This window comes from Nocardia sp. NPDC058244 (assembly GCF_042882065.1).
Classification (GTDB): domain Bacteria; phylum Actinomycetota; class Actinomycetes; order Mycobacteriales; family Mycobacteriaceae; genus Nocardia.
In genome coordinates this window covers 343,265-367,542 of record NZ_JBHVWX010000006.1, presented here as the reverse complement: position 1 = coordinate 367,542, position 24,278 = coordinate 343,265, and the positions used below count along the sequence as shown (strand labels likewise).

General features: G+C 70.4%; 23 protein-coding genes and 2 pseudogenes. 6 read left to right on the top strand and 19 right to left on the bottom strand.

Features of this window, described 5'->3' with window-relative positions:
- Positions 1-85: 85 nt before the first annotated feature.
- The 5 genes from hflX to ACFVW6_RS21100 all read right to left on the bottom strand — a co-directional run bounded on the left by hflX (position 86) and on the right by ACFVW6_RS21100 (position 5,164).
- Entirely contained in the window at positions 86-1,516 is a 1,431-nt protein-coding gene (gene hflX, locus ACFVW6_RS21120; protein ID WP_355277849.1) for a GTPase HflX, read from the bottom strand.
- A 163-nt stretch (positions 1,517-1,679) separates the two neighbouring features.
- Positions 1,680-2,570, bottom strand: coding sequence for a diaminopimelate epimerase (dapF, locus tag ACFVW6_RS21115; protein ID WP_378831332.1), 891 nt, complete (start codon positions 2,568-2,570; stop codon positions 1,680-1,682).
- Positions 2,571-2,613: 43 nt separating this feature from the next.
- A complete protein-coding gene (locus tag ACFVW6_RS21110; protein WP_316575495.1) occupies positions 2,614-3,438 on the bottom strand; it encodes a TrmH family RNA methyltransferase in 825 nt (274 codons plus the stop codon).
- An 8-nt stretch (positions 3,439-3,446) separates the two neighbouring features.
- A complete protein-coding gene (gene miaA / locus ACFVW6_RS21105) occupies positions 3,447-4,394 on the bottom strand; it encodes a tRNA (adenosine(37)-N6)-dimethylallyltransferase MiaA (RefSeq protein ID WP_355277660.1) in 948 nt (315 codons plus the stop codon).
- On the bottom strand, positions 4,391-5,164 hold the full coding sequence (locus tag ACFVW6_RS21100) for a hypothetical protein (protein WP_378831212.1): 774 nt from the start codon (positions 5,162-5,164) through the stop codon (positions 4,391-4,393). Before ACFVW6_RS21100 ends, miaA begins: the two co-directional genes overlap by 4 nt.
- Positions 5,165-5,427: 263 nt before the next feature.
- Here ACFVW6_RS21100 and ACFVW6_RS21095 point away from each other — a divergent pair, with 263 nt between their 5' ends.
- The gene (locus ACFVW6_RS21095; protein WP_378831216.1) at positions 5,428-6,807 is read left to right on the top strand and encodes a DUF349 domain-containing protein; all 1,380 of its coding nucleotides are present in this window, start codon (positions 5,428-5,430) and stop codon (positions 6,805-6,807) included.
- A 51-nt stretch (positions 6,808-6,858) separates the two neighbouring features.
- Here the strand turns inward: ACFVW6_RS21095 and ACFVW6_RS21090 are convergent, their stop codons facing one another.
- Together ACFVW6_RS21090 and miaB are read right to left on the bottom strand one after the other, a co-directional pair.
- On the bottom strand, positions 6,859-7,437 hold the full coding sequence (locus ACFVW6_RS21090; protein ID WP_355277665.1) for a hypothetical protein: 579 nt from the start codon (positions 7,435-7,437) through the stop codon (positions 6,859-6,861).
- Between the two features lie 137 nt (positions 7,438-7,574).
- A complete protein-coding gene (gene miaB / locus ACFVW6_RS21085; protein WP_365006895.1) occupies positions 7,575-9,116 on the bottom strand; it encodes a tRNA (N6-isopentenyl adenosine(37)-C2)-methylthiotransferase MiaB in 1,542 nt (513 codons plus the stop codon).
- 223 nt (positions 9,117-9,339) lie between these two features.
- Between miaB and ACFVW6_RS21080 the strand changes: the two genes are divergently transcribed.
- The 4 genes from ACFVW6_RS21080 (at position 9,340) to ACFVW6_RS21065 (ending at position 12,591) form a co-directional block, all read left to right on the top strand.
- Entirely contained in the window at positions 9,340-10,068 is a 729-nt protein-coding gene (locus ACFVW6_RS21080) for an amino acid ABC transporter ATP-binding protein (RefSeq protein ID WP_355277854.1), read from the top strand.
- A 32-nt stretch (positions 10,069-10,100) separates the two neighbouring features.
- On the top strand, positions 10,101-10,937 hold the full coding sequence (locus tag ACFVW6_RS21075; protein ID WP_355277667.1) for a glutamate ABC transporter substrate-binding protein: 837 nt from the start codon (positions 10,101-10,103) through the stop codon (positions 10,935-10,937).
- A gap of 92 nt (positions 10,938-11,029) precedes the next feature.
- On the top strand, positions 11,030-11,701 hold the full coding sequence (locus ACFVW6_RS21070) for an amino acid ABC transporter permease (RefSeq protein ID WP_355277669.1): 672 nt from the start codon (positions 11,030-11,032) through the stop codon (positions 11,699-11,701).
- Positions 11,698-12,591, top strand: a complete 894-nt coding sequence (locus ACFVW6_RS21065) for an amino acid ABC transporter permease (RefSeq protein ID WP_378831221.1) — start codon at positions 11,698-11,700, stop codon at positions 12,589-12,591. Before ACFVW6_RS21070 ends, ACFVW6_RS21065 begins: the two co-directional genes overlap by 4 nt.
- Before the next feature lie 55 nt (positions 12,592-12,646).
- Here the strand turns inward: ACFVW6_RS21065 and ACFVW6_RS21060 are convergent, their stop codons facing one another.
- The 10 genes and pseudogenes from ACFVW6_RS21060 to ACFVW6_RS21015 all read right to left on the bottom strand — a co-directional run bounded on the left by ACFVW6_RS21060 (position 12,647) and on the right by ACFVW6_RS21015 (position 22,177).
- Positions 12,647-14,413, bottom strand: a complete 1,767-nt coding sequence (locus ACFVW6_RS21060; RefSeq protein ID WP_378831223.1) for an oleate hydratase — start codon at positions 14,411-14,413, stop codon at positions 12,647-12,649.
- Positions 14,414-14,451: 38 nt separating this feature from the next.
- The gene (locus ACFVW6_RS21055; protein ID WP_378831226.1) at positions 14,452-15,312 is read right to left on the bottom strand and encodes a 3-hydroxyacyl-CoA dehydrogenase; all 861 of its coding nucleotides are present in this window, start codon (positions 15,310-15,312) and stop codon (positions 14,452-14,454) included.
- 174 nt (positions 15,313-15,486) lie between these two features.
- Positions 15,487-16,455, bottom strand: coding sequence for a glycine betaine ABC transporter substrate-binding protein (locus ACFVW6_RS21050; protein ID WP_378831228.1), 969 nt, complete (start codon positions 16,453-16,455; stop codon positions 15,487-15,489).
- Positions 16,452-17,219 (bottom strand): ABC transporter permease, encoded by a 768-nt coding sequence (locus ACFVW6_RS21045; protein WP_378831230.1) that lies wholly within the window; start codon positions 17,217-17,219, stop codon positions 16,452-16,454. Before ACFVW6_RS21045 ends, ACFVW6_RS21050 begins: the two co-directional genes overlap by 4 nt.
- Entirely contained in the window at positions 17,216-18,388 is a 1,173-nt protein-coding gene (locus ACFVW6_RS21040; RefSeq protein ID WP_378831232.1) for an ABC transporter ATP-binding protein, read from the bottom strand. Before ACFVW6_RS21040 ends, ACFVW6_RS21045 begins: the two co-directional genes overlap by 4 nt.
- Entirely contained in the window at positions 18,381-19,031 is a 651-nt protein-coding gene (locus tag ACFVW6_RS21035) for an ABC transporter permease (protein ID WP_365011142.1), read from the bottom strand. Before ACFVW6_RS21035 ends, ACFVW6_RS21040 begins: the two co-directional genes overlap by 8 nt.
- Positions 19,032-19,257: 226 nt before the next feature.
- Positions 19,258-19,410: pseudogene (locus tag ACFVW6_RS21030) on the bottom strand (recombination regulator RecX); the annotation flags it as partial.
- A gap of 141 nt (positions 19,411-19,551) precedes the next feature.
- Positions 19,552-20,094: pseudogene (locus tag ACFVW6_RS21025) on the bottom strand (regulatory protein RecX); the annotation flags it as partial.
- Between the two features lie 420 nt (positions 20,095-20,514).
- Positions 20,515-21,552, bottom strand: coding sequence for a recombinase RecA (gene recA / locus ACFVW6_RS21020; protein ID WP_019048052.1), 1,038 nt, complete (start codon positions 21,550-21,552; stop codon positions 20,515-20,517).
- A 175-nt stretch (positions 21,553-21,727) separates the two neighbouring features.
- Positions 21,728-22,177, bottom strand: a complete 450-nt coding sequence (locus ACFVW6_RS21015; RefSeq protein WP_378831234.1) for a nuclear transport factor 2 family protein — start codon at positions 22,175-22,177, stop codon at positions 21,728-21,730.
- A 127-nt stretch (positions 22,178-22,304) separates the two neighbouring features.
- On the opposite strand from ACFVW6_RS21015, the gene ACFVW6_RS21010 reads away from it, so the two are divergent.
- Positions 22,305-22,820 carry a CGNR zinc finger domain-containing protein gene (locus tag ACFVW6_RS21010; protein ID WP_355277694.1) on the top strand — a complete coding sequence of 172 codons (516 nt, stop codon included), beginning with the start codon at positions 22,305-22,307 and terminating at the stop codon, positions 22,818-22,820.
- A 19-nt stretch (positions 22,821-22,839) separates the two neighbouring features.
- Here ACFVW6_RS21010 and ACFVW6_RS21005 read toward each other — a convergent pair whose 3' ends face one another.
- Positions 22,840-24,066 (bottom strand): phosphotransferase, encoded by a 1,227-nt coding sequence (locus tag ACFVW6_RS21005; RefSeq protein ID WP_378831237.1) that lies wholly within the window; start codon positions 24,064-24,066, stop codon positions 22,840-22,842.
- Between the two features lie 7 nt (positions 24,067-24,073).
- Positions 24,074-24,265: a DUF3046 domain-containing protein gene (locus ACFVW6_RS21000; RefSeq protein WP_355277699.1), complete on the bottom strand. Its 192-nt coding sequence runs from the start codon at positions 24,263-24,265 to the stop codon at positions 24,074-24,076.
- Positions 24,266-24,278: the final 13 nt, after the last annotated feature.

Sequence of the window (24,278 nt, the reverse complement as noted above, 5' to 3'; positions counted from 1 at the left end):
CTGTCGACAATCGACCATAGCGCCCGAAAATGGCTGTGTCGCATCGGCGTTGACCGCTAACTCGCGGCAAACCCCGCTGGTCGGATCAGTTCGGCACGGCCTCCGCCGGGCCCGAATGCGCGTATTCCGACAGGGCGGCGGCCAGCGCGTGCGGTACCCGCGCGCGGACCCTGGTGCCGCCTTCCTCGTGCTCGGAGGTGATGATCCGGCCGTCGGCGTGGATGCGCGCCAGCAGATCGCCGCGGCTGTAGGGCAGCAGCACGCTGATGTCGACATCGAGCCCGCCGAGCACCTCCGAGAGCCGCTCGCGCAGCTCCTCCACCCCGGCACCGGTCTGCGCCGAGACGAAGGCCGCGTCGGGCAGCAGCCCGCGCAGCCGGGTGAGCTCGTTCGGGTCGGCCGCGTCGATCTTGTTGACCACCAGCAGTTCCGGCGGCGCGGCGGTGCCCTGCTCCTTGATCACGTCGGTGATCACCTCGCGGACCGCCTTGATCTGCTCGAGCGGCAGCGGATCGGACCCGTCGACGACGTGCAGCAGCAGATCGGCGCCGGTGACCTCCTCCAGCGTCGAGCGGAACGCCTCGACCAGCTGGGTGGGCAGGTGCCGGACGAAGCCGACGGTGTCGGTGAACACCATCTCGCGGCCGTCGTCGAGCGCGGCCCGCCGGGTGGTCGGATCGAGGGTGGCGAACAGCGCGTCCTGCACCAGCAGGCCCGCGCCGGTGAGCGCGTTCATCAGGCTCGACTTGCCCGCGTTGGTGTAGCCGACGATCGCGATCGCGGGGACGCCGCTGCCGGCGCGGCGCGCGCGCATGGTGTCGCGCGCGGTCTTCATCTCGCGGATCTCCCGGCGCAGCTTGGCCATCCGCTCGCGGATGCGGCGACGGTCGGTTTCGATCTTGGTCTCACCGGGACCACGCAGACCGACACCGCCGTTGCTGCCCGCGCGGCCACCGGCCTGGCGGGACATCGACTCACCCCAGCCGCGCAGGCGGGGCAGCATGTACTCCATCTGCGCCAGCGCGACCTGGGCCTTGCCCTCGCGGGAGGTGGCGTGCTGGGCGAAGATGTCGAGGATCAGCGCGGTGCGGTCGATGACCTTCACCTTGACGACCTTCTCCAGCGCGGTCAGCTGCGCCGGGGTGAGTTCACCGTCGCAGATCACGGTGTCGGCGCCGGTCTCGAGGACCACGGTGCGCAGTTCCTCGGCCTTGCCGGAACCGATGTAGGTGGCCGGGTCGGGCTTGTCGCGGCGCTGGATCAGGCCTTCGAGGACCTCCGAGCCCGCGGTCTCGGCCAGCGCGGCCAGCTCGACCATGCTCGCCTCGGCCTGCGCGGAGCTGCCGGTGGTCCACACCCCGACCAGCACGACCCGTTCCAGGCGCAGCTGCCGGTATTCGACCTCGGTGATGTCGGTGAGTTCGGTGGACAGTCCGGCGACACGGCGCAGCGAGGAGCGCTCGTCGAGCTGCATCTCGCCGACGGTGGGTTCGGGGGACCAGCCGGGCTGCCGCATGCGGGCCGCGTGGCGGGCCAGCGCGTCGTCGACGTCGCCGCGATCGGCGGCCACGTCGGGCTCGGCCGCGGCGGTGTGCTCGGTCGAGTGGGGGTCTGTGGGGGTTTCTGGTTTCGTCATACGCCCTCTATGCTGCCACGTCACGGTGACACCGTGCATCCGGTTATCGGCGCTCCAGCGCGTCCCACCAGTCCCGCGACAGCGTGCCGGTGGCCAGCAGCACCGACGGACCGCGCAACCAGGCCCGGCCCCGATCGACCGTGACCCGGACCTGGCCGCCGGGGACCCGCACGGTCACCTCGCCGGATCCGGTGCCCACCGAGACGCCGGCGGCGGTCAGCGCGGCGGCCGCGGCGGCCACGGTTCCCGTTCCGCAGGACCGGGTCTCGCCGACGCCACGTTCGTAGACGCGCATGTCGACCGCGTTGTCGGGGCCGAGGGCGGTGAGGATCTCGACGTTGACCCCGTGCGGGAACAGGTCGGGATCGAAGCCGGGCGAGACGGCCAGATCCAGCTTGGCCAGCGCGTCGGCGGTGAGTCCCACGTCGACGCAGGCCAGGTGCGGATTGCCGACATCGATGCCGATACCCGACAGCGCCCAGCCGCCCAGGGTGGCGGTGGACGGCCCGAGTTCCCGGACGACGCCCATGTCGACGGTGACCTCACCGTCGACCGGTCCGGCCGCGTGCACCACGACCGGCCGGGCGCCCGCGCGGCTGCCGACCACGAACTCGGTGCGCGATTCCAGCCCGGACGCGGCGAGGTAGTGCGCGAACACCCGCACGCCGTTGCCGCACATCTCGGCGATCGAGCCGTCGGCGTTGCGGTAGTCCATGAACCAGTCGGCGGCGGCGACACCCGCGGGCAGGGCGGCGAGGACACCCGCCTCGACCAGCGCGCCCGCCGTCGCGACCCGCAGCACGCCGTCGGCGCCGAGACCGCGCTGCCGATCGCACAGCGCGGCGATCCGGTCGACGGTCAGGTCGAGCCGGACCTGCGGGTCGGGCAGCACCACGAAATCGTTCTGGGTGCCGTGGCCTTTGCTGAATTCGATGTCGGACACGTCGTCATTCTCCCCTGTGCCGCCGGGTGCCGCGTTACCGGGCGAAGGTGCGCCGCTGGCGGGCGATCTCGTACAGGCTGATCGCGCCCGCCGACGGCGCGCCCAGCGAGCTGGCGGTGCCGCCCATCGGGATGGTCACCAGGTCGTCGCAGGCCTCGGCCCAGGCCGAGCTCATCCCGGTGGTCTCGTTGCCGACCACCAGGATCGTGGCCTCGGTGAAGTCGTAGTCGTAGATGGTGCTCGGCGCGTCCTCGTCGGTGCCGACGATGCGGGTGGGGATGCCGCGAGCCACCTGGCGGTCGCGGAACTCGAGCACCTGGGCGGGCCCGGCCGCGCGCAGCACCGGGACCGCGAACAGCGAGCCGGTGGAGGCGCGCACGGCCTGCGGGTCGAACTGGTCGGCGCCGTGGCCGGTGACGATCACGCCCGACGCGCCGAAGGCGTCCGCCGAGCGGATCAGCGTGCCCAGGTTGCCCGGCGAGTTCGGGCGATCGAACACGACCACGACCGGCGCGTCCTCGCCCGGTTCGCCCGGCGCGTAGTCGGCCAGGTCCGGCTGACGCGACACCGCGACCGCGACGATCTCCGGCACGCTCGCCGCCTTCTCCCCCAGCTCGGCCATCAGCTCGGGCACCAGCCCGACCTGTGGCACATCGGCGGTGTCGAGCACCTCGCGCGCCCAGCTGGACAGTTCGGGGGTGCCCAGCCGGTAGAGCAGGGTCTCCAGCGGCCAGTCGTTGGCCAGCGCCTGGGTGATCGGTCGCACGCCCTGCACGAGGAACCGGCCGTCACGATGACGTTTCGTCCGGTTGTTGAGATAGGCCTGCCACACCTGCACCGAGGCGTTGCGGGTACTCACTCGTCGCGTCACTGCGCTGTCCGTCCTGTCGGGTCTGTTCGGTGCGTGGAGAGCAGGGCCAGCGCGGTCGCGGCGAGCTCGGGATCGGCGCCGTCGACCCAGGCCACCCGGGGATCGCGGCGGAACCACGACCGCTGCCTGCGCACGTACCGGCGGGTGCCGATCAGGGTGCGCTCGCGGGCGTGGGCGAGGTCGTACTCACCGTCGAGATGGGCCAGCACCTGGGCGTAGCCGATCGCGCGACGGGCGGTCTGGCCTTCACGCAGGCCGACCTCGAGCAGCCCACGCACCTCCTCGACCAGACCGGTGTCGAACATGAGGGCCGTGCGGGCCTCGATGCGGGCGTCCAGCGCGGCGGTCTCCCGGTCGACGCCGAGGATGACGGTGTCCCAGCGCGGCGTGCCGATGGTCGGCGCCGACGCGGCGAACGGCTGCCCCGTCAGCTCGACGACCTCGAGCGCGCGCACCATCCGCCTGCCGTCGGTGGGCAGGATGGTGGCGGCCGCGACCGGATCGGCCGCGCGCAACGCGGCGTGCACGGCCACCACACCGCCCTCGGCCAGCAGCGTCTCCCAGCGGGCGCGGACCGCCGGGTCGGTGGCCGGGAAATCCCACTGGTCCAGCAGCGCCTGCACGTACATCATCGAGCCCCCGACGATGACCGGGGTGCGCCCGCGCGCCGTGATGTCCGCGACGACGGCGCTCGCGGCGCTCTGGTAGGCGGCGACCGTCGCGGTCTCGGTGACGTCGAGGACGTCGAGCAGATGATGCGGGATGCCCCGGCGCTGGTCCGGCGGCAGTTTCGCGGTGCCGACGTCCATGCCGCGGTAGAGCTGCATCGCGTCGATGTTGACGATCTCGCCGTCGAGCCGTTCGGCCAGGTCGAGCGCCAGATCGGACTTGCCGGTGGCGGTGGGGCCGACGACCGCGATGGGGCGCCCCGGCCTGCTCGTCACTCGCCGCTACCTTCCTGCCCACCGGGTTCCCACACGCTCACGTCGTAGCCGACACCATAGGGTGCGCCCTGATAGAGGGTACGCACCCTGGGATCGGCCGGATCGGCGGCGAACAGACCGCCGAGTACCTGGTAGGCGGCTCGCCCGTCGAGCAGCAGCTGCGCGCACAGCGCGGGGTCGAGCGTGGCCAGACCGCTGCGCGAGCCGTCGCGCAGCGCGGCGTCGAGCGCGTCCTGGACCGGTGCCGCACGCTCGTCCAGATAGCCGGGCGCCCCGACCGTCAGCGTCGCCGCGCCGTCGGCGACGACGAGCACTGCGTGCGGGGCGGGATCGGCGTCGAGTGCGGCCCGCAGCGCCGCGCCAGCGCGGACGCAGTCCGCCGGCGCGGTGTCGGCGGCGAGCAGCCGCGCCGTCACCGAGGTCCCGGGCGCGACCCGCTCGCGCAACCATCCGGCGACCAGCACCGGCAGCGGAAGCTGGGGGTCTGCTGGGACCGGATCCGGGCCGGCCGGGCCGAGCCCGACGACGACGTCGGCGCCGAAACCACGAAACGTCCCTCTGGTCGTGGCCGCGAAGTTCTGGTCGTGCGCGCCGACGCCGAGGACCGTCCAGCGGTCGGCCGCCGCGGCGAGCGCGGCCGCGGCGGCGAGGGCGGCGGCGCGCAGCACCGCGGTCGGGTCGTCGGGATCGCTGTCGGCCGCCACCGGGCGCCCACACAGTTCGGGCACCAGCATCGGCGGCGACGGGACCAGGGCCGCTATCGAGAACACCGGGTAACCGTAGCCGGAGCGCGGGTGGGGGGCCGCACCCGCCGCACCGCGACGAGGGAGGCGTCTGCGAGTGTCCGGCGCGGTGATGCCCACCGAGATTGCTAGTGTTTTCAGGTGCGACTACCCACGTCGTCCGGGACGAAATCCCAGGAAATCCGGCATCCGATCGCTCGGATCGATGGTTTCCTCGGCTCCGACCGGGTTCAATGGGATGTGCTAGGGCGTAACCAGGCAGCCGTGACGCGCGGCAGGGACGGAGAGCAATGACCGACAGCAACGGAACCGCGAAGCCCACCCCCGGTCCGGGCCCGCGACCGTCCGGTACCCCCAAGCCCGGCGGAAAGTCTCCGCGTCCGCCGAAGCCCCACGCCGTGAAACCGGCGCCGGGCCCCGATCAACCGCATCCGCACGCGGTGGTCGTGCCGACGGTGACCGACCCCAGCAAGTGGGGCCGCGTCGACGAGGACGGCACCGCGTGGGTCAAGACCGCCGACGGCGAGCGGATCATCGGGTCCTGGCAGGCGGGCGACGCCGCCGAGGGGCTCGAGCACTTCGGCCGCCGCTTCGACGACCTGGCCACCGAGGTCGCGCTGCTCGAGGCCAGGCTGGCCGCGGGCGCCGACGCCCGCAAGACCAAGGCCGCCGCGCTGACGATCGCCGAGTCGCTGCCGACCGCGGCCGTCATCGGCGACATCGACGGTCTGGCCGATCGCCTGCAGGCGATCGCCGAGCACTCCGAGGAAGCCGCCGCGCACGCCAAGGAGGAGAAGGAGCGCGCCCGGCACGAGCACACCGAGCGCAAGGAAGCCCTCGCCGCCGAGGCCGAGCAGATCGCCGCCGAGTCCACCCAGTGGAAGCACGCGGGCGATCGGCTGCGCGAGATCCTCGACGAGTGGAAGTCCATCCGCGGGGTCGACCGCAAGGTCGACGACGCCCTGTGGAAGCGCTATTCCAAGGCCCGCGAGGCGTTCAACCGCCGCCGCGGCGCGCACTTCGCCGAGCTCGACCGCGAGCGCGCCTCGGCCAAGACGCGCAAGGAAGAGCTGTGCGTGCGCGCCGAGGAGCTGTCCGGCTCCACCGACTGGACCGGCACGGCCGCGGTGTTCCGCGATCTGCTCACCGAGTGGAAGGCGGCGGGCCGCGCACCACGCGAGGCCGACGAGGCGCTGTGGCGGCGGTTCAAGAGCGCCCAGGACGTGTTCTTCGCCGCCCGCAACGCGGCGGTCTCCGAGCGTGACGCCGAGTTCGAGCACAACGCCACCGCCAAGCAGGAGCTGCTGCGCGCCTACGAGCACATCGACCCGGCCACCGGGCTCGACGGCGCCCGCAACGCGCTGCGCGAACTGCAGGACAAGTGGGACGCCATCGGCAAGGTGCCGCGCGAGCGCATGCAGGAGCTGGAAGGCAAGCTGCGCGCGATCGAGAAGCGCGTGCGCGACGCCGCCGACCAGCAGTGGCGCCGCACCGATCCGGAGGCCGTGGCGCGCGCCGCGCAGTTCCGCGAGCGGGTCGCCCAGTTCGAGGAGCAGGCCGCCAAGGCCACCGCGGCGGGCAAGAAGCGCGACGCGGAAAAGGCGCTCGAGCAGGCCAAGCAGTGGCGGGAATGGGCCGAGGCCGCCGAAGGCGCGGTCAGCAACCGCTGAGACAGCAAGAAACCCCCGACCGGTCCGGTCGGGGGTTTCTTCGTTCGGGGACTACTCTTCGCCGGTCAGGCGCTTGCGGTCGCGTTCCTCCGCCTCGCGCGCGGCGTTACGGCGCTGTTCCTCGGCGGCGAGCTGCACGGCGGTCCGGCTCCAGACGACGCGGATCCAGTGGAAGGTGAGCACCATGATCGCGATCGTGCCCAGGATCAGGCCGATGCCGGGGCCCGCGCCCTCGTAGTTGCCCAGGCCCGGGGTCTGCCGGTGCCAGATCGACAGTACGCCGAACACGCTGGCGACCGCCGAACCGGCGCAGGCCAGCCAGGCCAGCACCCAGCGGCGAGTGGTCAGCGCGAGCAGCGAGAAGCCGACGCCGAAGACGATGACCAGCCAGACGAAGATCCGGGAGGGCAGGCCGATATGCTCGACGCCCGCGGCCTCGGTGTTCAGCAGCACGTCGAAGCCGCGCGCGGTGCCCGCCGTCGGCAGCACCAGCGAGATCAGCAGCGCGAAGACCGCGCCCGCCACGACCAGCGCCCGCGCGCCGGGATCGATCTCGCCGGCGATGCGGCGTTCCACCGCGTCGAGTTCGCCGCGGAACTGTTCGAATTCCTTGTCGTCCACCCGGTTCACCGCGTCATCGCTCCTGTCCGCAGGCTGCTCGTTGCTGGTCTCGTGTGCGCCGGGCTCTACTGTGCCATCCCCGTCCGCGCCACCGGCACCCGACCCACTACGTCCGGTAGTAGATTCGGGTTCCTCCGGCGTCGCGGTCACGAGCAGCCGGTCGAGCAGCCACTGCTGACCGGCTCGACCGCGGGCGCGCCGATCCGCGGCAGCCCGAGGCCGACGCCGATCGGTTCGGTCTTCGGCGTCACGCCGCGCTCGTGCGCGTCGCCCGCCCTGGTGCGCCGGTGCGACTTCACCACGCCGTCGGCGATCAGGTGGTGCGGCGCGGCCTCGGTGATGTCGACGACGACGAGGTCGCCCGGCCGGATCCCGGCGTCGGCGCCGGGCCGGAAGTGCACCAGCCTGCCGTCGCGCGCGCGGCCGCTCATCCGGGCGGTGGCGGCGTTCTTCTTGCCCGCGCCGTCGGCGACGAGCAGCTCCACCTCGGTGCCGATCAGTGCCTGGTTGGCCTCGAGGGAGACCTGCTCCTGCAGCGCGATCAGCCGGTCGTAACGCTCCTGCACGACGGCCTTGGGCAGCTGGTCGGGCAGCTCGGCGGCGGGTGTCCCCGGCCGCTTGGAGTACTGGAAGGTGTAGGCGCTGGTGAACCGCGCCCGGCGCACCACGTCCAGGGTCTCTTGGAAGTCCTCTTCGGTCTCACCCGGGAAGCCGACGATGATGTCGGTGGTGATCGAGGCGTGCGGCATCGCGGCACGCACCTTGTCGATGATCCCGAGGAAGCGCTCCTTGCGGTAGGAGCGGCGCATCGCCTTGAGCACCCGGTCCGACCCGGACTGCAGCGGCATGTGCAGCTGCGGGCACACGGTCGGGGTCTGCGCCATCGCCTCGATGACGTCGTCGGTGAACTCGGCCGGGTGCGGGGAGGTGAACCGCACCCGCTCCAGGCCCTCGATCTGCCCGGTCGCGCGCAGGAGCTGGGCGAAGGCCCCGCGATCGCGTGGCTGCTCCGGGTCGACGAAGTTCACGCCGTAGGAGTTGACGTTCTGGCCGAGCAGCGTCACCTCGAGCACACCCTGGTCGACCAGGGCCTGTACCTCGGCGAGCACGTCACCGGGGCGGCGGTCGACCTCCTTGCCGCGCAGCGCGGGCACGATACAGAAGGTGCAGGTGTTGTTGCAGCCCACCGAGATCGACACCCAGCCCGCATAGGCCGATTCCCGCTTGGCGGGCAGCGTCGAGGGGAACGCCTCGAGCGATTCGAGGATCTCGACCTGGGCTTCCTCGTTGTGCCTTGCCCGCTCGAGCAGCACCGGCAGCGAGCCGATGTTGTGCGTGCCGAACACCACGTCGACCCAGGGCGCCTTGCGCACGACGGTCTCGCGGTCCTTCTGCGCCAGGCAGCCGCCGACGGCGATCTGCATGCCGGGCCTGCCCTGCTTGACCGGCGCCAGGTGACCGAGGGTGCCGTAGAGCTTGTTGTCGGCGTTTTCGCGCACCGCGCAGGTGTTGAACACCACCAGGTCGGGGGTGTCCGAGGGCGCCGCCTTCACATAGCCCGCGTCTTCGAGCAGGCCGGACAAGCGTTCGGAGTCGTGTACGTTCATCTGGCAGCCGAAGGTGCGGACCTCGTAACTGCGCGCCTGCGTCTGCGCGCGCTCCGTCGCGTTCTGTCCGTTCGAATCCACCCGTCCAGGGTACGGGCCGCACCCGCGGTGGTCTGCGTCGCGTCCGGGAGTCCCCCGTGGTACCGGCAGGTTACCGGCCGGTGTCGTTTCGGCGTGCCGTTGCGGCGAGTCACGGAAAGCCGGGCAAATCTCCGAAGAACGCCTAAGGTTTCTGACCATGACCGACGACGCCGCACCCGCGACCGGGAAAGCCGACGCCGCAGCCACTGCTGGCGCGCCGCCGATGATCTCGATGCGCAACGTGGACAAACACTTCGGTGATCTCCACGTTCTGCGCCACATCAACCTGGAAGTTCCGCGCGGGCAGGTCGTGATCGTCCTGGGCCCCTCGGGCTCGGGCAAGTCCACCCTGTGCCGCACGATCAACCGGCTCGAACCGATCGACTCCGGTGACATCGCCGTCGACGGTGTCGCCCTGCCCGCCGAAGGCAAGGCGCTGGCCGCGCTGCGCGCCGAGGTCGGCATGGTGTTCCAGTCGTTCAATCTGTTCGCGCACAAGACGATCCTCGAGAACGTCATGCTCGCGCCGCTGAAGGTCCGCGGCATCAAGAAGGACGACGCGCGCAAGAACGCGCTCGCCCTGCTCGACCGGGTCGGCATCGCCAACCAGGCCGAGAAGTACCCGGCGCAGCTCTCGGGTGGTCAGCAGCAGCGCGTGGCCATCGCCCGCTCGCTCGCGATGGACCCGAAGGTCATGCTCTTCGACGAGCCCACCTCGGCGCTGGACCCGGAGATGGTCAACGAGGTGCTCGAGGTGATGGTCTCGCTCGCCAAGGAGGGCATGACGATGCTCGTCGTGACCCACGAGATGGGCTTCGCCCGCCGGGCGGGCGACCGCGTGCTGTTCATGGCCGACGGCGAGATCGTCGAGGACACCGCGCCCGAGACCTTCTTCACCGCGCCCGCCTCGGACCGTGCCAAGGACTTCCTCGGCAAAATTCTCAGTCACTGACCATCCACCCATCACCAGGAGAAGGACACTCGATGAGGATCAATCGTGCGATGCGGGTCGGAATCGGCGCCGCGGCACTGGCATTGGCTGCCACGCTCACCGCGGGCTGCGGCGGCGGTGACGAGGGGTCGGTGCTCGACCACGCCAAGGACGGCAAGCTGACCGTCGGCATCAAGTTCGACCAGCCGGGCCTCGGCCTGCGCAACACCGACGGCACCTACAGCGGATTCGACGTCGAGGTGGCCAAGTACGTCGCCGACAAGCTGGGCGTGAAGCCGGAGAACATCACCTTCAAGGAGTCGCCGTCGGCGCAGCGCGAGACGCTGCTGGAGAACGGTCAGGTCGACTACGTCGTCGCGACCTACTCGATCACCGACAAGCGCAAGGAGAAGGTCGACTTCGCCGGCCCGTACTACATCGCCGGCCAGGACCTGCTGGTGCGCGCCGACAACACCGACATCACCGGCCCCGACTCGCTCGCGGGCAAGAAGGTCTGCTCCGTCAAGGGCTCCACCCCGGCGCAGAACATCAAGGACAAGTACCCGCAGGCGCAGCTGCAGACCTACGACACGTACTCGCTGTGCATCGAGGCGCTGCGTGGCGGCGCGATGGACGCGGTCACCACCGACAACGTCATCCTCGCCGGCTACGCCGCGCAGTCGCCGGGCTCCTACAAGCTCGTCAACAAGCCCTTCACCACCGAGAAGTACGGCATCGGTATCAAGAAGGGCGAGTCCGAGGCGCGCACCAAGATCAACGACGCGATCGAGGCCATGATCGCCGACGGTTCGTGGAAGGCCGCGCTGGAGAAGTCCTTCGCGGGCACCGGTTTCGCGATCCCGCAGCCGCCGACCGTCGACCGCTACTGATCACCTCCGCGATGGCGGCCCGGGACTTCCCGGGCCGCCATCGCGGGTGAAGTCCCGCTGACCCTTCCACATCGATCGGAGGACGCGCGTCCGTGTTCGACCTGATCTCGAGGTACGACTCCGAAATCCTCGACGCCTTCTGGGTGACCATCAAGCTGACGTTCTTCTCCGCGATCGGCGCGCTGGTCCTCGGCACCCTCGTCGCCGGCATGCGCGTGTCCCCCATCCCGGTCGCGCGCTGGGTCGGCTCCGTCTACGTCTCGATCTTCCGCAACACCCCGCTGACGCTGATCATCGTCTTCTGCTCGCTCGGCCTGTACACCACGCTGGGCTGGAAGCTGGCCGGTGATTCGCTGGCGGACAACAACTATCGCTGGGCGATCGTCGGCCTGAGCGTCTACACGGCGGCGTTCGTGTGCGAGTCGCTGCGCGCGGGCATCAACACGGTGCCGCTCGGCCAGTCCGAGGCGGGCCGCTCGCTCGGCTTCGGCTTCGCGCAGAACCTGCGCCTGGTGGTGCTGCCGCAGGCCTTCCGCGCGGTCATCGCCCCGCTGGGCAGCGTGCTGATCGCCCTGACGAAGAACTCGACCATCGCCTCGGTGATCGGCGTCGGCGAGGCCGCGTTCCTGATGAGCGAGATGAACGAGAACGAGGCCGCGCTGCTCGCGATCGGCGCGATCTTCGCCCTCGGCTTCGTCATTCTCACCCTGCCGACCGGCCTGTTCTTCGGCTGGCTGGCCAAGCGATTCGAGGTAGCCCGATGAGCGCAGCGTCGGTCCTGTTCGACGCGCCGGGCCCCCGCGCGCGCGTCCGGCATCACTTCTACTCGGTCCTGGTCGTCGTCGCGCTGGCCGCCTTCGGCTGGCTGCTGTACGACGCGTTCGCCGAGCAGGGCCAGTTCACCGCCGAGAAGTGGAAGCCGTTCCTGGAAGCGGGTGTCTGGGAGACCTACCTGCTGCCGGGTCTGCGGGGCACGCTGACCGCGGCGGTCATCTCGATCGTGTTCGCGCTGATCTTCGGCATGATCTTCGGCATCCTGCGGCTGTCGGACCACAAGTGGGTCCGCTGGATCGCCGGCGCGATCGTCGAGCTGGCCAGGGCGATCCCCGTGCTGATCCTGATGATCTTCCTGTTCGCCGTGTTCGGCGAGTACAAGGTCTTCCGGTCCGACGATCTGGCGCTGGCCGCGGTCGTCATCGCGCTGGTCATCTACAACGCCTCGGTCATCGCCGAGATCGTGCGCGCGGGCATCCGGTCGCTGCCCAAGGGCCAGACCGAGGCCGCGGTGGCGCTGGGCATGCGCAAGACCCAGCTGATGCGCCTGATCCTGCTGCCGCAGGCGGTCACGGCGATGCTGCCCGCCCTGGTCTCGCAGATGGTGGTGGTGCTCAAGGACACCGCGCTGGGCTACCAGATCACCTACGTGGAACTGGTGCGCGCCGGTCAGCAGGAAGGTGCCGCGCAGCAGAACACCATCCCCGCGCTGATGGTCGTGGCGCTGATCATGATCTCGCTGAACCTGGCACTGACCTTCCTGGCGACCACGCTGGAGAAGCGGCTGCGGTCGCGGCGCAAGAAGGGCGGCGGTGCGGTCCTGGCCACCGATTCGATCGTCACCGACGCCGCTCCCGGCGTGGACATCACCAAGAACTAGTCGACGACCCACCGCGGGGCCCGGTCCGGACGGATCGGGCCCCGCGGTGTGTTCGCTAGTCCTCGCCGAGGAGGCCGAACTCGTGCAGCAGCGGCCCGATCTCGGTGTCGTCGAGCTTCTTCAGCAGCCGGCGGCGGACGAAATCCGGTCCGGGCAAGCTCATCTCCGCACCGTCACGCAGGCGGCTGGTGGCGGCCAGCAGCGACCGGATGTCGTAGGTGGAGGCGAACACCTCCGGCACCCCGCGCTCGATGTCGAGCAGCCGGTAGGCCGCCTCCATGCCGGTGCGCACCGAGTACTCGGTGGTGAAGATACAGTCGCGCGTCGTCTCGGCGAACTGGCCGATGAAGGCGAAGTTCACCGCGCCCGCTGGCACCACGTCGGGCCGGTCGCCCGCCTGGCGGGGCATGAAGAACGCCGTCACGTACGGCATCATCACCGGCACGCAGGTCGCGGCGTCGGCGGCCATCTCCGCGATCTCCGCCTCGGGCACGCCCAGGTGGTAGAGCCATTCCTGGGTGATCTCCGCGCCGGTGCAGTCCTGCATCGGCTTCTTCACGAAATCGCCCGGCTTGTCGACGAAAAGCGCGTACACCCACACCACGATCTGGTCGGCGGGCTGCTGTTTGAAATGCGGCTGCCGGTTCACCGTCCAGCTCATCAGCCAGGACGAATCCCGCACCGTCACGATGCCGCCGGTGACCACCTTGCCGCTGAACGGGTCACGCTTGCAGATCTTCTGGATGTAGCGCGGGATGCGTTCGTCGAGGGTGGTGACCGTGGCCGATTCCCATTTGGTCTCCGGGATGTGGCCGCCGAAGACGTCGGGATGCCCGAACGCGGGGTCCTTGGCCGCGATGCGCCGCCACAGATCCCAGGCCGGGGCCGGGCCCTCGTCGAGTTTCGCCGGCGTGTGCTGATCGCCCTCGTCGGAGTTCTCGGTGAGCGAGCCGATGGTGACGAACAGCAGGTCGTCCGCGGTCAGGTCGACGCCGCCGTCGACGCCCTCGGACACCCAGTGCAGCCGGGTGGCCTGCTTGCGCGGCCCGCTGATGTCGAAGTCGACGTCGGTGACCTCGGTGTCGAACCGGAACTCCACCCCCTGGTCGAGCAGCCAGCGGTACAGCGGCAGCACCAGCGACTCGTACTGGTTGTACTTGGTGAACTTCAGCGCCGAGAAGTCCGGCAGGCCGCCGATGTGGTGGATGAACCGGTGCAGGTACAGCTTCATCTCGAGCGCGCTGTGCCATTCCTCGAACGCGAACATGGTGCGCCAGTACAGCCAGAAATTGCTGGCCAGGAAGTCCGCGCCGAACACCTCGTCGATGCGCTTGTTCTCCATCTGCTCGCGGGTCGCCAGGAACACCTTCACGATGTCCTTCTGCGCGCGATCGGTGAGGGTGAACAGGCCGTCGGTGTGCGCGTCCTGGCCGCGTTTCACGGTGGCGCGCTGCAACGAGAAGTTGGGGTCGTCCTTGTTGAGCCAGTAGAACTCGTCGAGCACGCTGGCGCCGTCGATCTCGATCGAGGGCACCGAACGGTAGAGATCCCACAGACATTCGAAGTGGTTCTCCATCTCGCGCCCACCGCGGATGACGAACCCCTTCTTCGGTTCCCTGATGCCGTCGAGCGCGCCGCCGGGCAGCTTCAGCCGTTCCAGGACGGTGATGCGGTCTCCGGGCAGCTGCCCGTCCCTGATCAGGAAGGCCGCGCCCGACAGCGATGCCAGGCCTGCCCCGACGAACCAGGCCGACTTGCGGTCCACCCCTTCGGGTTTGCGCGGACGGGCGAACGCTTCGTAGTTACCACTGCTGTAGTACATCCGACTCCTCTGTCCGTTGGCGGCGATGTCGAGCGGGACTAAGCGGTGTAGCGGTAGAACCCCTCCCCGGTGGCGGCGCCGAGCTTGCCCTTGTCGATGTAGTTCTCCTTGAGCCAGGCCGCGAGCTTCTTGTGCGCGTCGTTGCCGTTGACCAGGATGTTGTACGGGGTGCTCAGGCCGACGATGTCGAGGATCTGGAACGGGCCCATCGGGGCGCCGGTGGCGATGCGCCAGGTCTCGTCGACGGCGGCGGGTTCGGCGTAGCCGCCCGCGGCGAGTTCGATGCCCGAGTTCAGGAACGGCACGAGCAGTGAGTTGAGGACGTAGCCCGCCTTCTCCTTGTGCAATTCGATCGGCACCATGCCGATGGCCCGGGCGAACGCGACCACGGCCTGGAACACCGCCGGATCGGTGCGCTCGGTGCCCATCACCTCGGCGGTGTTGAACTTCCAGACGTGGTTGGCGAAGTGCAGCGCCAGGAACCGGTCGGGGCGGCCGGTGGCGTCGACGATGTCGCTGGGCAGCAGCGTCGAGGAGTTCGTCGCGAACACGGTGCGTTCGGGCGCGAGCGTCGCGAGCTTGCCGTAGAGGTCGCGCTTGATCTCGAGGACCTCGGGCACCGCCTCGATGATCAGGTCCGCCGCACTCGCGGCGGCGGCCAGATCGGTGGTGAGCGCGATACCCGCGGCGGTCGCTGTGGTGTTGCTCGCGTCGGCGCCGTCGACGTCCTGCTGGTACACCGTGGCGAGTTCGTCGAATCGGGCGCGCGCCGCGGTGATCGCCTTGTCGTCGATGTCGTAGGCGGTCACCTCGAAGCCGTGGAAGGCGGTCTGGAACGCGATCTGGGATCCGAGCACCCCCGTCCCCAGGACGGTCACCTTGCGGAATTCGATCGTCATGCGTCATCCTCCCAGTCGGGAAGCGGACCCCCACGCCGCTCCGCGTTTCGGTTGCCGGTGTCTCCACCGCCGTCCATCATGGCCCGGGAAGCTGAGCGCGTGGTGTGAAGAAGTCCCGCGTTTCGGACATCCCGGGCGGACGCCGGTAACAGTTCGGCAAACCGCCGCGGTGGGTCAGCCCGCGGTGACCAGTCCCTCCGCGACCATCCAGTCGCGGGCGACGTCGGCCGGTTCGCGGCCGCCGATATCGACCTGGCGGTTGAGCTCGGTGATCACCGCGTTGGTCAGCCGCGCGGAGATCGGCGCCATGATCGACGCGACTTCGGGGTGCGCGTCGGCGAACGGGCCGTGCATGACCAGCGCGGCGTTGTACTTCGGGAAGAAGCCGCGGTCGTCGTCGAGCAACACCAGATCCAGCGCCGGGATGCGGCCGTCGGTGGCGGCGACCGAGCCGAACCGGCACTGCTTCGCGTCGGCGGTCGCCTGGTAGACGAGCGCGTCCTGGACGATCTGTTTCGGCACGGCACCGACATCGATGCCGTACTTGCGGGCCATTCCCGGGTAGCCGTCCTGGCGGACGTTGAACTCGGTGCCCACGCAGGTACCGGCCGCGGCCGGGTTCTTCGCGATCAGGGCCGCGTAGTCCGACAGCGTGCGCACCCCGGTCTCCTCGGCGGTGCGCCTGCTGGTGACCAGGGCGTAGGTGTTGTTCATCGGCGCCATCGCGGCCCACACCATGTCGTGCTCGGCGCGGTCGGCGTCGCGGACGAGTTCGAACTGGCGCACCTCGTCGGGTTCGGGTGTCTCGTTGCCCAGATAGTTGATCCAGCCCGTGCCGGTGTAGTCGTAGGCGATGTCGACCTGACCGTGCAGCTGGGCGTCGCGCAGGCTGTTGGAGCCCTGGATATTGGTCAGGTCACGCACGTTCGCGCCCGCCGCGGTGAGCGCGAATTCGATCAGGTAGCCGAGGATGTTGGCCTCGGTGAAGTCCTTGGAGCCCACGGTGACCGCGACCCCGTCGAGCGCGGGCACGGCCACGATGCTGCCCGGTCCCACCGGCAGCGGCACCGAACCGCCCGACTGCAGACCACAACTCGCCAGCAGCAGCACCCCGGCCACGCCGAGCCATCGGGTGATCCTCACCGCAACCCCCTCGGTCCGAGGAACTGTTCGGCCAGTGCGCCCAGCCAGTCGACGAACAGGGCAAGGGCCACGGCCAGCACCGCGCCCACCGTCAGGGTGACGGTGTCGCGCAGCTTGTAGCCGGTGTCGATGAGGATGCCGAGCCCGCCCGCGCTCACCAGGAACGACAGCGTCGCGGTGCCGACGGCCAGCACCAGCGAGGTGCGCAGCCCGGCCAGGATGTAGGGCACCGCGAGCGGGAACTCGATGCGCCGCAACACCTGCGCCGCCGACATCCCCTGTCCGCGACCGGCGTCGACCAGCGCCGGGTCGACCTCCTGGTAGCCCAGGATCGTGTTGCGCAGCACCGGCAGCAGCGAGCAGAACGCGATCGGCGCGACCCCGACCCAGAATCCGGTGGTGCGGGTGACCAGGTAGCACAGCACGATCAGGCCGATGGCGGGCGCCGAGGCCCCGATATTGGCGATGCCGACGACGATCGGCGCGAACCCGCGGAAGCCGGGCCGGGTGAGCAGCGTGCCCAGCGGCACCGCCACCGCGACCACGATGAGCACCACCGCCGCGGTGATCAGGATGTGCTGCCAGGTGACCTCGGCGATGTTGCCTGCGCTGATGCTGGCCTGCTGGGTGAGCGTGAGGTCGCGCCGGAACGCCCACACCAGCACGCCGACGGTGAGGATCAGCACGATCACCGGCTGCACGAGCAGCCGCAGGAATTCGGCGCGCCGCTGCGCGGCGGGTGCGGCGGGCGCGTTCGCGGTCATGCCTGGACCGTCTCGGCGGTCCCGGCGGCGGCCAGGTGGCTGATCAGCGTGTCGACGGTGACCACGCCCGCGAACGCGCCGGTGTTGTCGACGACCACGGCCGAGGCCGTGCGTTCGGTGAGCAGGATCGCGAGCGCGTCCTGGAGGGTCGCGTCGGTGGGCAGTGTGGTCCGGATCGGGGCGCCGAGGTCGCGCAGTGAATCCGCGTGCGCGAGTTCGCCCGCCGCGATCCGGCGGGCCGGGGTGCGGTCGGCGGACAGGACGATGCCCCAGTCCTGCCGCGCGGTGCGCAGGCGGTCGGTGAGGTCGGCCGGGGCGGTGTCCTCGGGGACGGCGATGCCCTGGTCCAGGTCCAGGTCGGCGAGGACGGCGAGACCGAGGCGGTCGATGGTGGCGGTGTTGCCGACGAATCCGGCGACGGTGTCGTCGGCGGGGGCGGCCAGGATCGCCGCCGGGGTGTCGTACTGGAGGATGCGGGACCGCTCGCCCAGGACGGCGATCCGGTCGCCGAGTTTCACGGCCTCGCCGAAATCGTGGGTGACGAAGACGATGGTCTTGCCGAGTTCGCCCTGCAGGCGCAGCAATTCGTCCTGGAGCAGCGCACGGGTGATCGGATCGACGGCGCCGAACGGCTCGTCCATCAGCAGGACCGGCGGATCGGCCGCCAGCGCCCTGGCCACCCCGACGCGCTGCTGCTGCCCGCCGGAGAGCTGGCGCGGATAGCGGCCTCGGTAGACGGCGGGGTCGAGGCCGACGAGGCCGAGCATCTCGTCCACGCGGGCCTGGGTGCGCTTGCGGTCCCAGCCGAGCAGGCCCGGCACCGTGGCGATGTTCCTGGCGACGGTCAGGTGCGGGAACAGCCCGGCCTGCTGGATGGAATAGCCGATGCCACGGCGCAATTCGTCGGCGTCGATGGCGGCGGCGTCGCGGCCGCCGATGGTGACGGTGCCCGAGGTCGGCTCGATCAGCCGGTTGATCATCCGCATGGTGGTGGTCTTGCCGCACCCGGAGGGCCCGACCAGCACCACGATCTCCCCGGCCGGGATGGTCATGCTGACCTCCTCGACCGCCGGATCGGGCTGGTCGGGATAGCGCTTGGTGACCCGGTCGAGCACGATCTCGACCCCGGAGACCGCGGCGGTGCCGGTGGTGGTGTCGGTGTCAGTCACGAATTCCCCTCGAGATGGTGAGCCGGCCGAGCAGCATCAGGACGCCGTCGAGCGCGAGTGCGAGCACGACGATGAGCACGGTCCCGGTCAGTGCCTGCGGCACCGCGTTCGGGCTGCCCAGACGCGAGAGCCCGGAGAAGATGAGATTGCCGAGGCCGGGGCCTTTCGCGTACGCGGCCAGGGCCAGGATGCCCATGATCATCTGGGTGCTGACCCGCATCCCGGCCAGGATCGACGGCCACGCCAGCGGCAGCTCGATCGCGGTCAGCAGCCGCAGCCGGTTCATCCCGACGCCGCGCGCGGCATCGATCACCGCCGGATCCACCGACGCCAGCCCGAGCACGGTGTTGCGCAGGATCGGCAGCAGCGCGTACAGCACCAGTGCCACGATCGTCGGCCCGACCCCGAGGCCGAGGAACGGGATCAGCAGGCCGAGCAGCGCGAACGACGGGACGGTGAGGATCGCCCCCGCGCTCGCGGTCGCCGCCGCGGAGCCGAGCGGGCTCCGGTACACGAGCACCCCGACGAGCACCGCGACGATCGTCGCCAGCGCCAGCGACTGCACCACCGCCGACACGTGCAGATACGAATCGACCAGCAACTGCTCGCGCCGGTTCACCACGAACGACCACAACGCGTCCAGGGTCCACCTCCCCGTAGTTCGGCGGCCACACCGGGCCCTGTCCCCCGGAATGCCCACCCCGACCTCGGGTGAAACACCCCGTCACCACACCCCCGCCGCAGCTTGCGACGCTCGAATCCGCCTGCGCGAAACCACGTTTCACCGGCGCCGAATCATCCTACGCGCCGCGCCTCCGACCCGGGGCGGTTCTCGCGCGGGCGGTGCGCTCAGGGCGTTCGCCACCGACTCAGCGATCGGCCTCGGCCAGTTCGGCTTTGACGACCGCGTAGGCGATGGAGGCGCTGTAGCCGCGGCGGGCGAGCATATCGACCAGGCGGCGGGTGGCCTTGGCGCGGTCGAGATCGGTGGGCATGCCGCGGAGTTTGCGGCGGACCAGGTCGGCGGCGTCTTGCTCGTCGCCGGGGACCGGGCAGCGCGGCGCGCCCTCGGGTCGTTCGAGTCGCCGGACATCGTGGGACGGTCCGGTCGCGCCCGCATCGGGCCCGGACACCCGGCGCGGCCGCGGGGGTGCCTGTTCGAAGCCTGCCTCGGCGAGTTCGGCCGTGACGACGGCGAACGCCGTGGACTGGTCATAGCCGCGCCGGGCCAGCATGCCGACGAGACGCCGGACGGCCTTGTCGCGGTCCAGGTCTCGGGACAGGGTGGTCAGTTTGCGGCGGACCAGGTCGGTGGCGCGGGCGCGTTCGGCGTCGTCGGTGACGCTCGCCAGCGCGTTCTCGGCCTCGGCGGGGGCGACGCCCTTGTCGCGCAGTTCGCGCTGCAGGGCGCGCTTTCCGCGGCCGAAGTACGTATGGCGCTCGTGCACCCACTGTTCGGCGAAGGAGCCGTCGTCGACGAGGCCGACTTCGGCGAGCCGGTCGAGCGCGGCCGCGGTCACCTCGAGCCGGAAGCCTTTCTCCCCGAGACGTTTCTCCAGCTCGGCCCGGCTGCGGGCGCGCACGGCCAGCAGATTGAGGCAGGCGTCCTTGGCCTGGTCGACGGTCGCCTTCGGACGGTCGCCCGGGGCGAGCCGGCGTGTGCCGGCCCGCCTGTCGGGCTCTCCCGGCTGGGATCCGGCCGCCACCGGATCCACCTGCCGCCCGTCGTCACCACCGACGCCGGTCGACAGGGAGTCTTTCTCGCGCCGGCCGGACTTCCGTCCGCGCCGCGCGCCACGGGGCCGCGCCCCGCTCCCCCACTCTTCATGATCATCCCCGATCCGCGCAGCGGAATCGTGTGGTTGATCATGATCGGCGAATCCGGTCGGGTGCGCGCGCTGCGGATCGCCCGCACCCGACCGAATTCCCCTGGCGTCCAGTTCGGCCCGGTGTGCCCGAGCCGACCGGACGAGTTCGGTGTCCGCGCTGTCGCGGTGACGGTCTCGCCGCTGCGGCGGTTCCGGCGCTACCTCGATGCCGAGGCGGGCCAGCTGCCTGCGCATGTCCTCGACCGGATCCACCGCGTCGCGGGACGCCCGGCCGCCGGAGGTCGGCGAGCCCATCGGCTAGAAGTCGGCGGGCGCGTCGGCCTCGGCGGTCAGGTCGGCGCCGATGCCCAGCTTCTCCTTGATCTTCTTCTCGATCTCGTCGCGCACGTCGGTGTTCTCCAGCAGGAACTTGCGGGCGTTCTCCTTGCCCTGGCCCAGCTGGTCGCCCTCGTAGGTGTACCAGGAGCCGGACTTGCGGATGAAGCCGTGCTCGACGCCCATGTCGATGAGCGAGCCCTCCTTGGAGATGCCCTGGCCGTAGAGGATGTCGAACTCGGCCTGCTTGAACGGCGGGCTCACCTTGTTCTTGACGACCTTCACGCGGGTACGGTTGCCGACCGCGTCGGAGCCGTCCTTGAGGGTCTCGATGCGGCGCACGTCCAGGCGCACGGAGGCGTAGAACTTCAGCGCCTTACCACCGGTGGTGGTCTCCGGCGAGCCGAACATGACGCCGATCTTCTCGCGCAGCTGGTTGATGAAGATGGCGGTGGTGCCCGAGCTGTTGAGCGCACCGGTCATCTTGCGCAGCGCCTGGCTCATGAGACGGGCCTGCAGACCGACGTGGCTGTCACCCATCTCGCCCTCGATCTCGGCGCGCGGCACCAGGGCGGCGACGGAGTCGATGACGATGATGTCGATGGCGCCGGAACGCACCAGCATGTCGGCGATCTCGAGCGCCTGCTCACCGGTGTCGGGCTGGGAGACCAGCAGCGCGTCGGTGTCGACGCCCAGCTTGCGGGCGTAGTCGGGGTCCAGCGCGTGCTCGGCGTCGATGAACGCGGCGACGCCGCCGGCGGCCTGGGCGTTGGCCACCGCGTGCAGCGCGACCGTGGTCTTACCCGAGGATTCCGGGCCGTAGATCTCGACGACGCGACCGCGCGGCAACCCGCCGATACCGAGCGCGACATCGAGCGCGATGGAGCCGGTCGGGATGACGGAGATGGGCTGGCGGGCCTCCTCGCCCAGGCGCATGACCGCGCCCTTGCCGAAGCTCTTCTCCACCTGCGCCAGTGCCAGCTCCAGCGCTTTGTCGCGATCGTAGGCCTGCGGTGCCATGATGTGGTCCCCTTCTCGAGGTGAGTGTCTCTCTGGTTGGCGCCCACAGTAGAGGCCGGCACCGACAAGTTCTGGCGCCCAGATTAGTCGAACACCCATTCGAGTCAAGCGACGCGCCCGGCAACACGCGAGGACCCGCAAACCCGGCGCACATCACGCACCGCGGACCTCGCCGTCACCGCTGCGGCAGCACCGAATCGTCGCCTTCGGCGCGCGGCCCGAAGATCCGCCGCTCGGATTCGTCGATCCGCACGTCGTTGATGCTGGCCTCGCGCCGCGCCATCCGCCCGTCCGGCGCGAACTCCCACTGCTCGTTGCCGTAGCTGCGCCACCACTGCCCGGTCTCGTCGTGCCACTCGTACTGGAAGCGCACGGCGATGTGGTTGTCGTGGAAGGCCCACAGGTCCTTGCGCAGGGCGTAGCCGTTCTCGGTGGACCACTTGCGGGTGAGGAACTCGACGATGGCGGCGTGGCCGGTGAAGAACTCGTCGCGGTTGCGCCACACCGAATCCTCGGTGTAGGCCGCGGCGACCCGCTCGGGATCGCGGGTGTTCCAGGCGTTTTCGGCGGCGAGCACCTTGGCGCGCGCGGATTCGAGGTCGAAGGGTGGCAGTAGCGGTCGCACGGGGGACCCCTTCCGGAATGTTAACTATCTATCCAGTGTTGACAGGTTAGACAGTAGGGTGACCCGACAGCGTCGTCAACCCGTGAAATCGCGACAGTGGTTAGGAGATGAGTTGGTAACCTCAGGCATGCGCGATCCCCGTCCGCACACCGGCGAACCACCGGCTCTGGACCTGCTCAACACGCGGTGGGCGGGCGCCACCCCCGGTGACCTGCTCACCGATCTCGACGGGCTGCGGCTGTGGCTCGAGCTCACCGGACTCGCCGACCGCGTGCCCGCCGACGAGCACACCCTCACCGCGCTGCACACCGCCCGCGACGCCGTCCACGCGGCGGTCACCGCCGCCGACCCCACCGCGCTCAATCAGGTGCTCGACCGCGGCAGGCTGCGCCGTGAACTCACCGCCGACGGCCCGCGCGACATCCCCGAGGTAGCCGATCCGGCCTGGCTGCCGGGCTGGCTCGCGGCCGACGATCTGCTGCGCCTGATCGCCGCGGCGCCGCACCGGATCCGCCAGTGCGCGCACCCGGACTGCGTGCTGTTCTTCTACGACACGTCCAAGAACGGCACCCGGCGCTGGCACTCCATGGCGACCTGCGGCAACCGCACCAAGGCCGCGCGGCACTACGCCAAGACCAGCTGAGCGCCGCAGCGCCACGGCCTCAGAACAATTCGTCGAGCAGCCGGTAGTACTCGAGCTTCGCGCGGTCGGGCCCGGTCAGGCCGTAGGCGGTGAAGAACGCGGCCACCGCGTCGATGCCGAAATCCCCGGCCAGGTCGCGCTCGGCGAGGGCCAGATCGCGATAGCGGTCGGCCACCCCCAGCGCGCCGACATCGATCAGCACGCCACCGGCGAGCACATTGCCCGGGGTGAAGTCGCCGTGCGCGACGACCAGATCCTCCTCGGACGGGCGCTGCGCCACCAGGTGCTCGTGGATCGCCTCCGCGGTGAGTTCGCGATGGTCGGGGTCGAAATCGGCGGTGTCGACGAACTCTTCGACGACCTGCCTGCGGGCCTGCGCGAGGGTCACCTCGAGGCGGCCGTCGAACGGGCAGCCGGTGACCGGCAGGGCGTGCAGCGCGCGCAGGGCCCGCCCCATCACGCTGCCGACCTCGGCCGGATCACCGGCCAGATCGGTGAGCGAACGGGCCTCGGCGTCGGCCAGCACCAGGATGTCCTCGGCGAAGGCGGCCACGGCGGGCACCGCGATACCGTTGTCGCGCAACCAGATCAGCCGAGCGTGCTCGGCGACGGCGCGCGGCCCGCGCTTGATCCAGTACCCGCCCGACCGCGCGAGATTGCCGCCACGGCCCTCGTGGTCGTCCGACCACGCGGGCACCGGGCCGAGCAGCTCGGCGATCGCGGGCGGCAGCGGCAGGGCAAGTTCGTCGAGATGGTCCAGGGCCGCCCGGGTGGACTCGATGAGTTCGGAGTCGCCGTCGGCCACCCGCAGCCGCATCGCCTCGTTGAGCAGTTCCCGCGCCTCCCGCGGCCGGTGCTGCTCGGCCAGCGACTTGCCCAGGTGATGGGCGGCGAAGGAGACGAGCTCGGGATCGAGGGCGCGGCTGGCGTCGAGCGCGCGCCGGTACAGGATCTCCGCGGGCGCGGGTTCGCCCTGGTAGCGGTACACGTCGGCGAGGTTGATCCACACGGTGATCCGGCGCCGCTCGGTATCGGCCAGTTCCAGCGCCTGATCGAGCCGGTCGAGGGCCTCGTCGTGGCGGCCGAGCAGCATCAGCGCGATGCCGAGCCTGCGCAGGCCGCCGAAATCGTGGGGGTCGGCGACCGCGACCCTGGCCGCGAGCGTCTCGGGATCGACCGGGATCATCCGCAGCCGCTCGTCGAACCGGTACGGCCGGGTGTCCGGGTTCTGCGCTGTCACAGCCATGACCTGCTCACCATCGGGTTCGGGGAACATCGAAGTCGGCGCACAGGGCGCGCCACACGTCTCGCGGGTCGACGCCCGCCTCGATCGCGGCGGCACCGGTCCGCCCGAGCGCCGGGATCACGTGATCGGCCAGCATGGCGTCGGCGCGCGCCACGCCGAACTCGGTCTGCATCAGCTCCTGGAATTCGGTCAACCGCACGAAGCCCAAGATA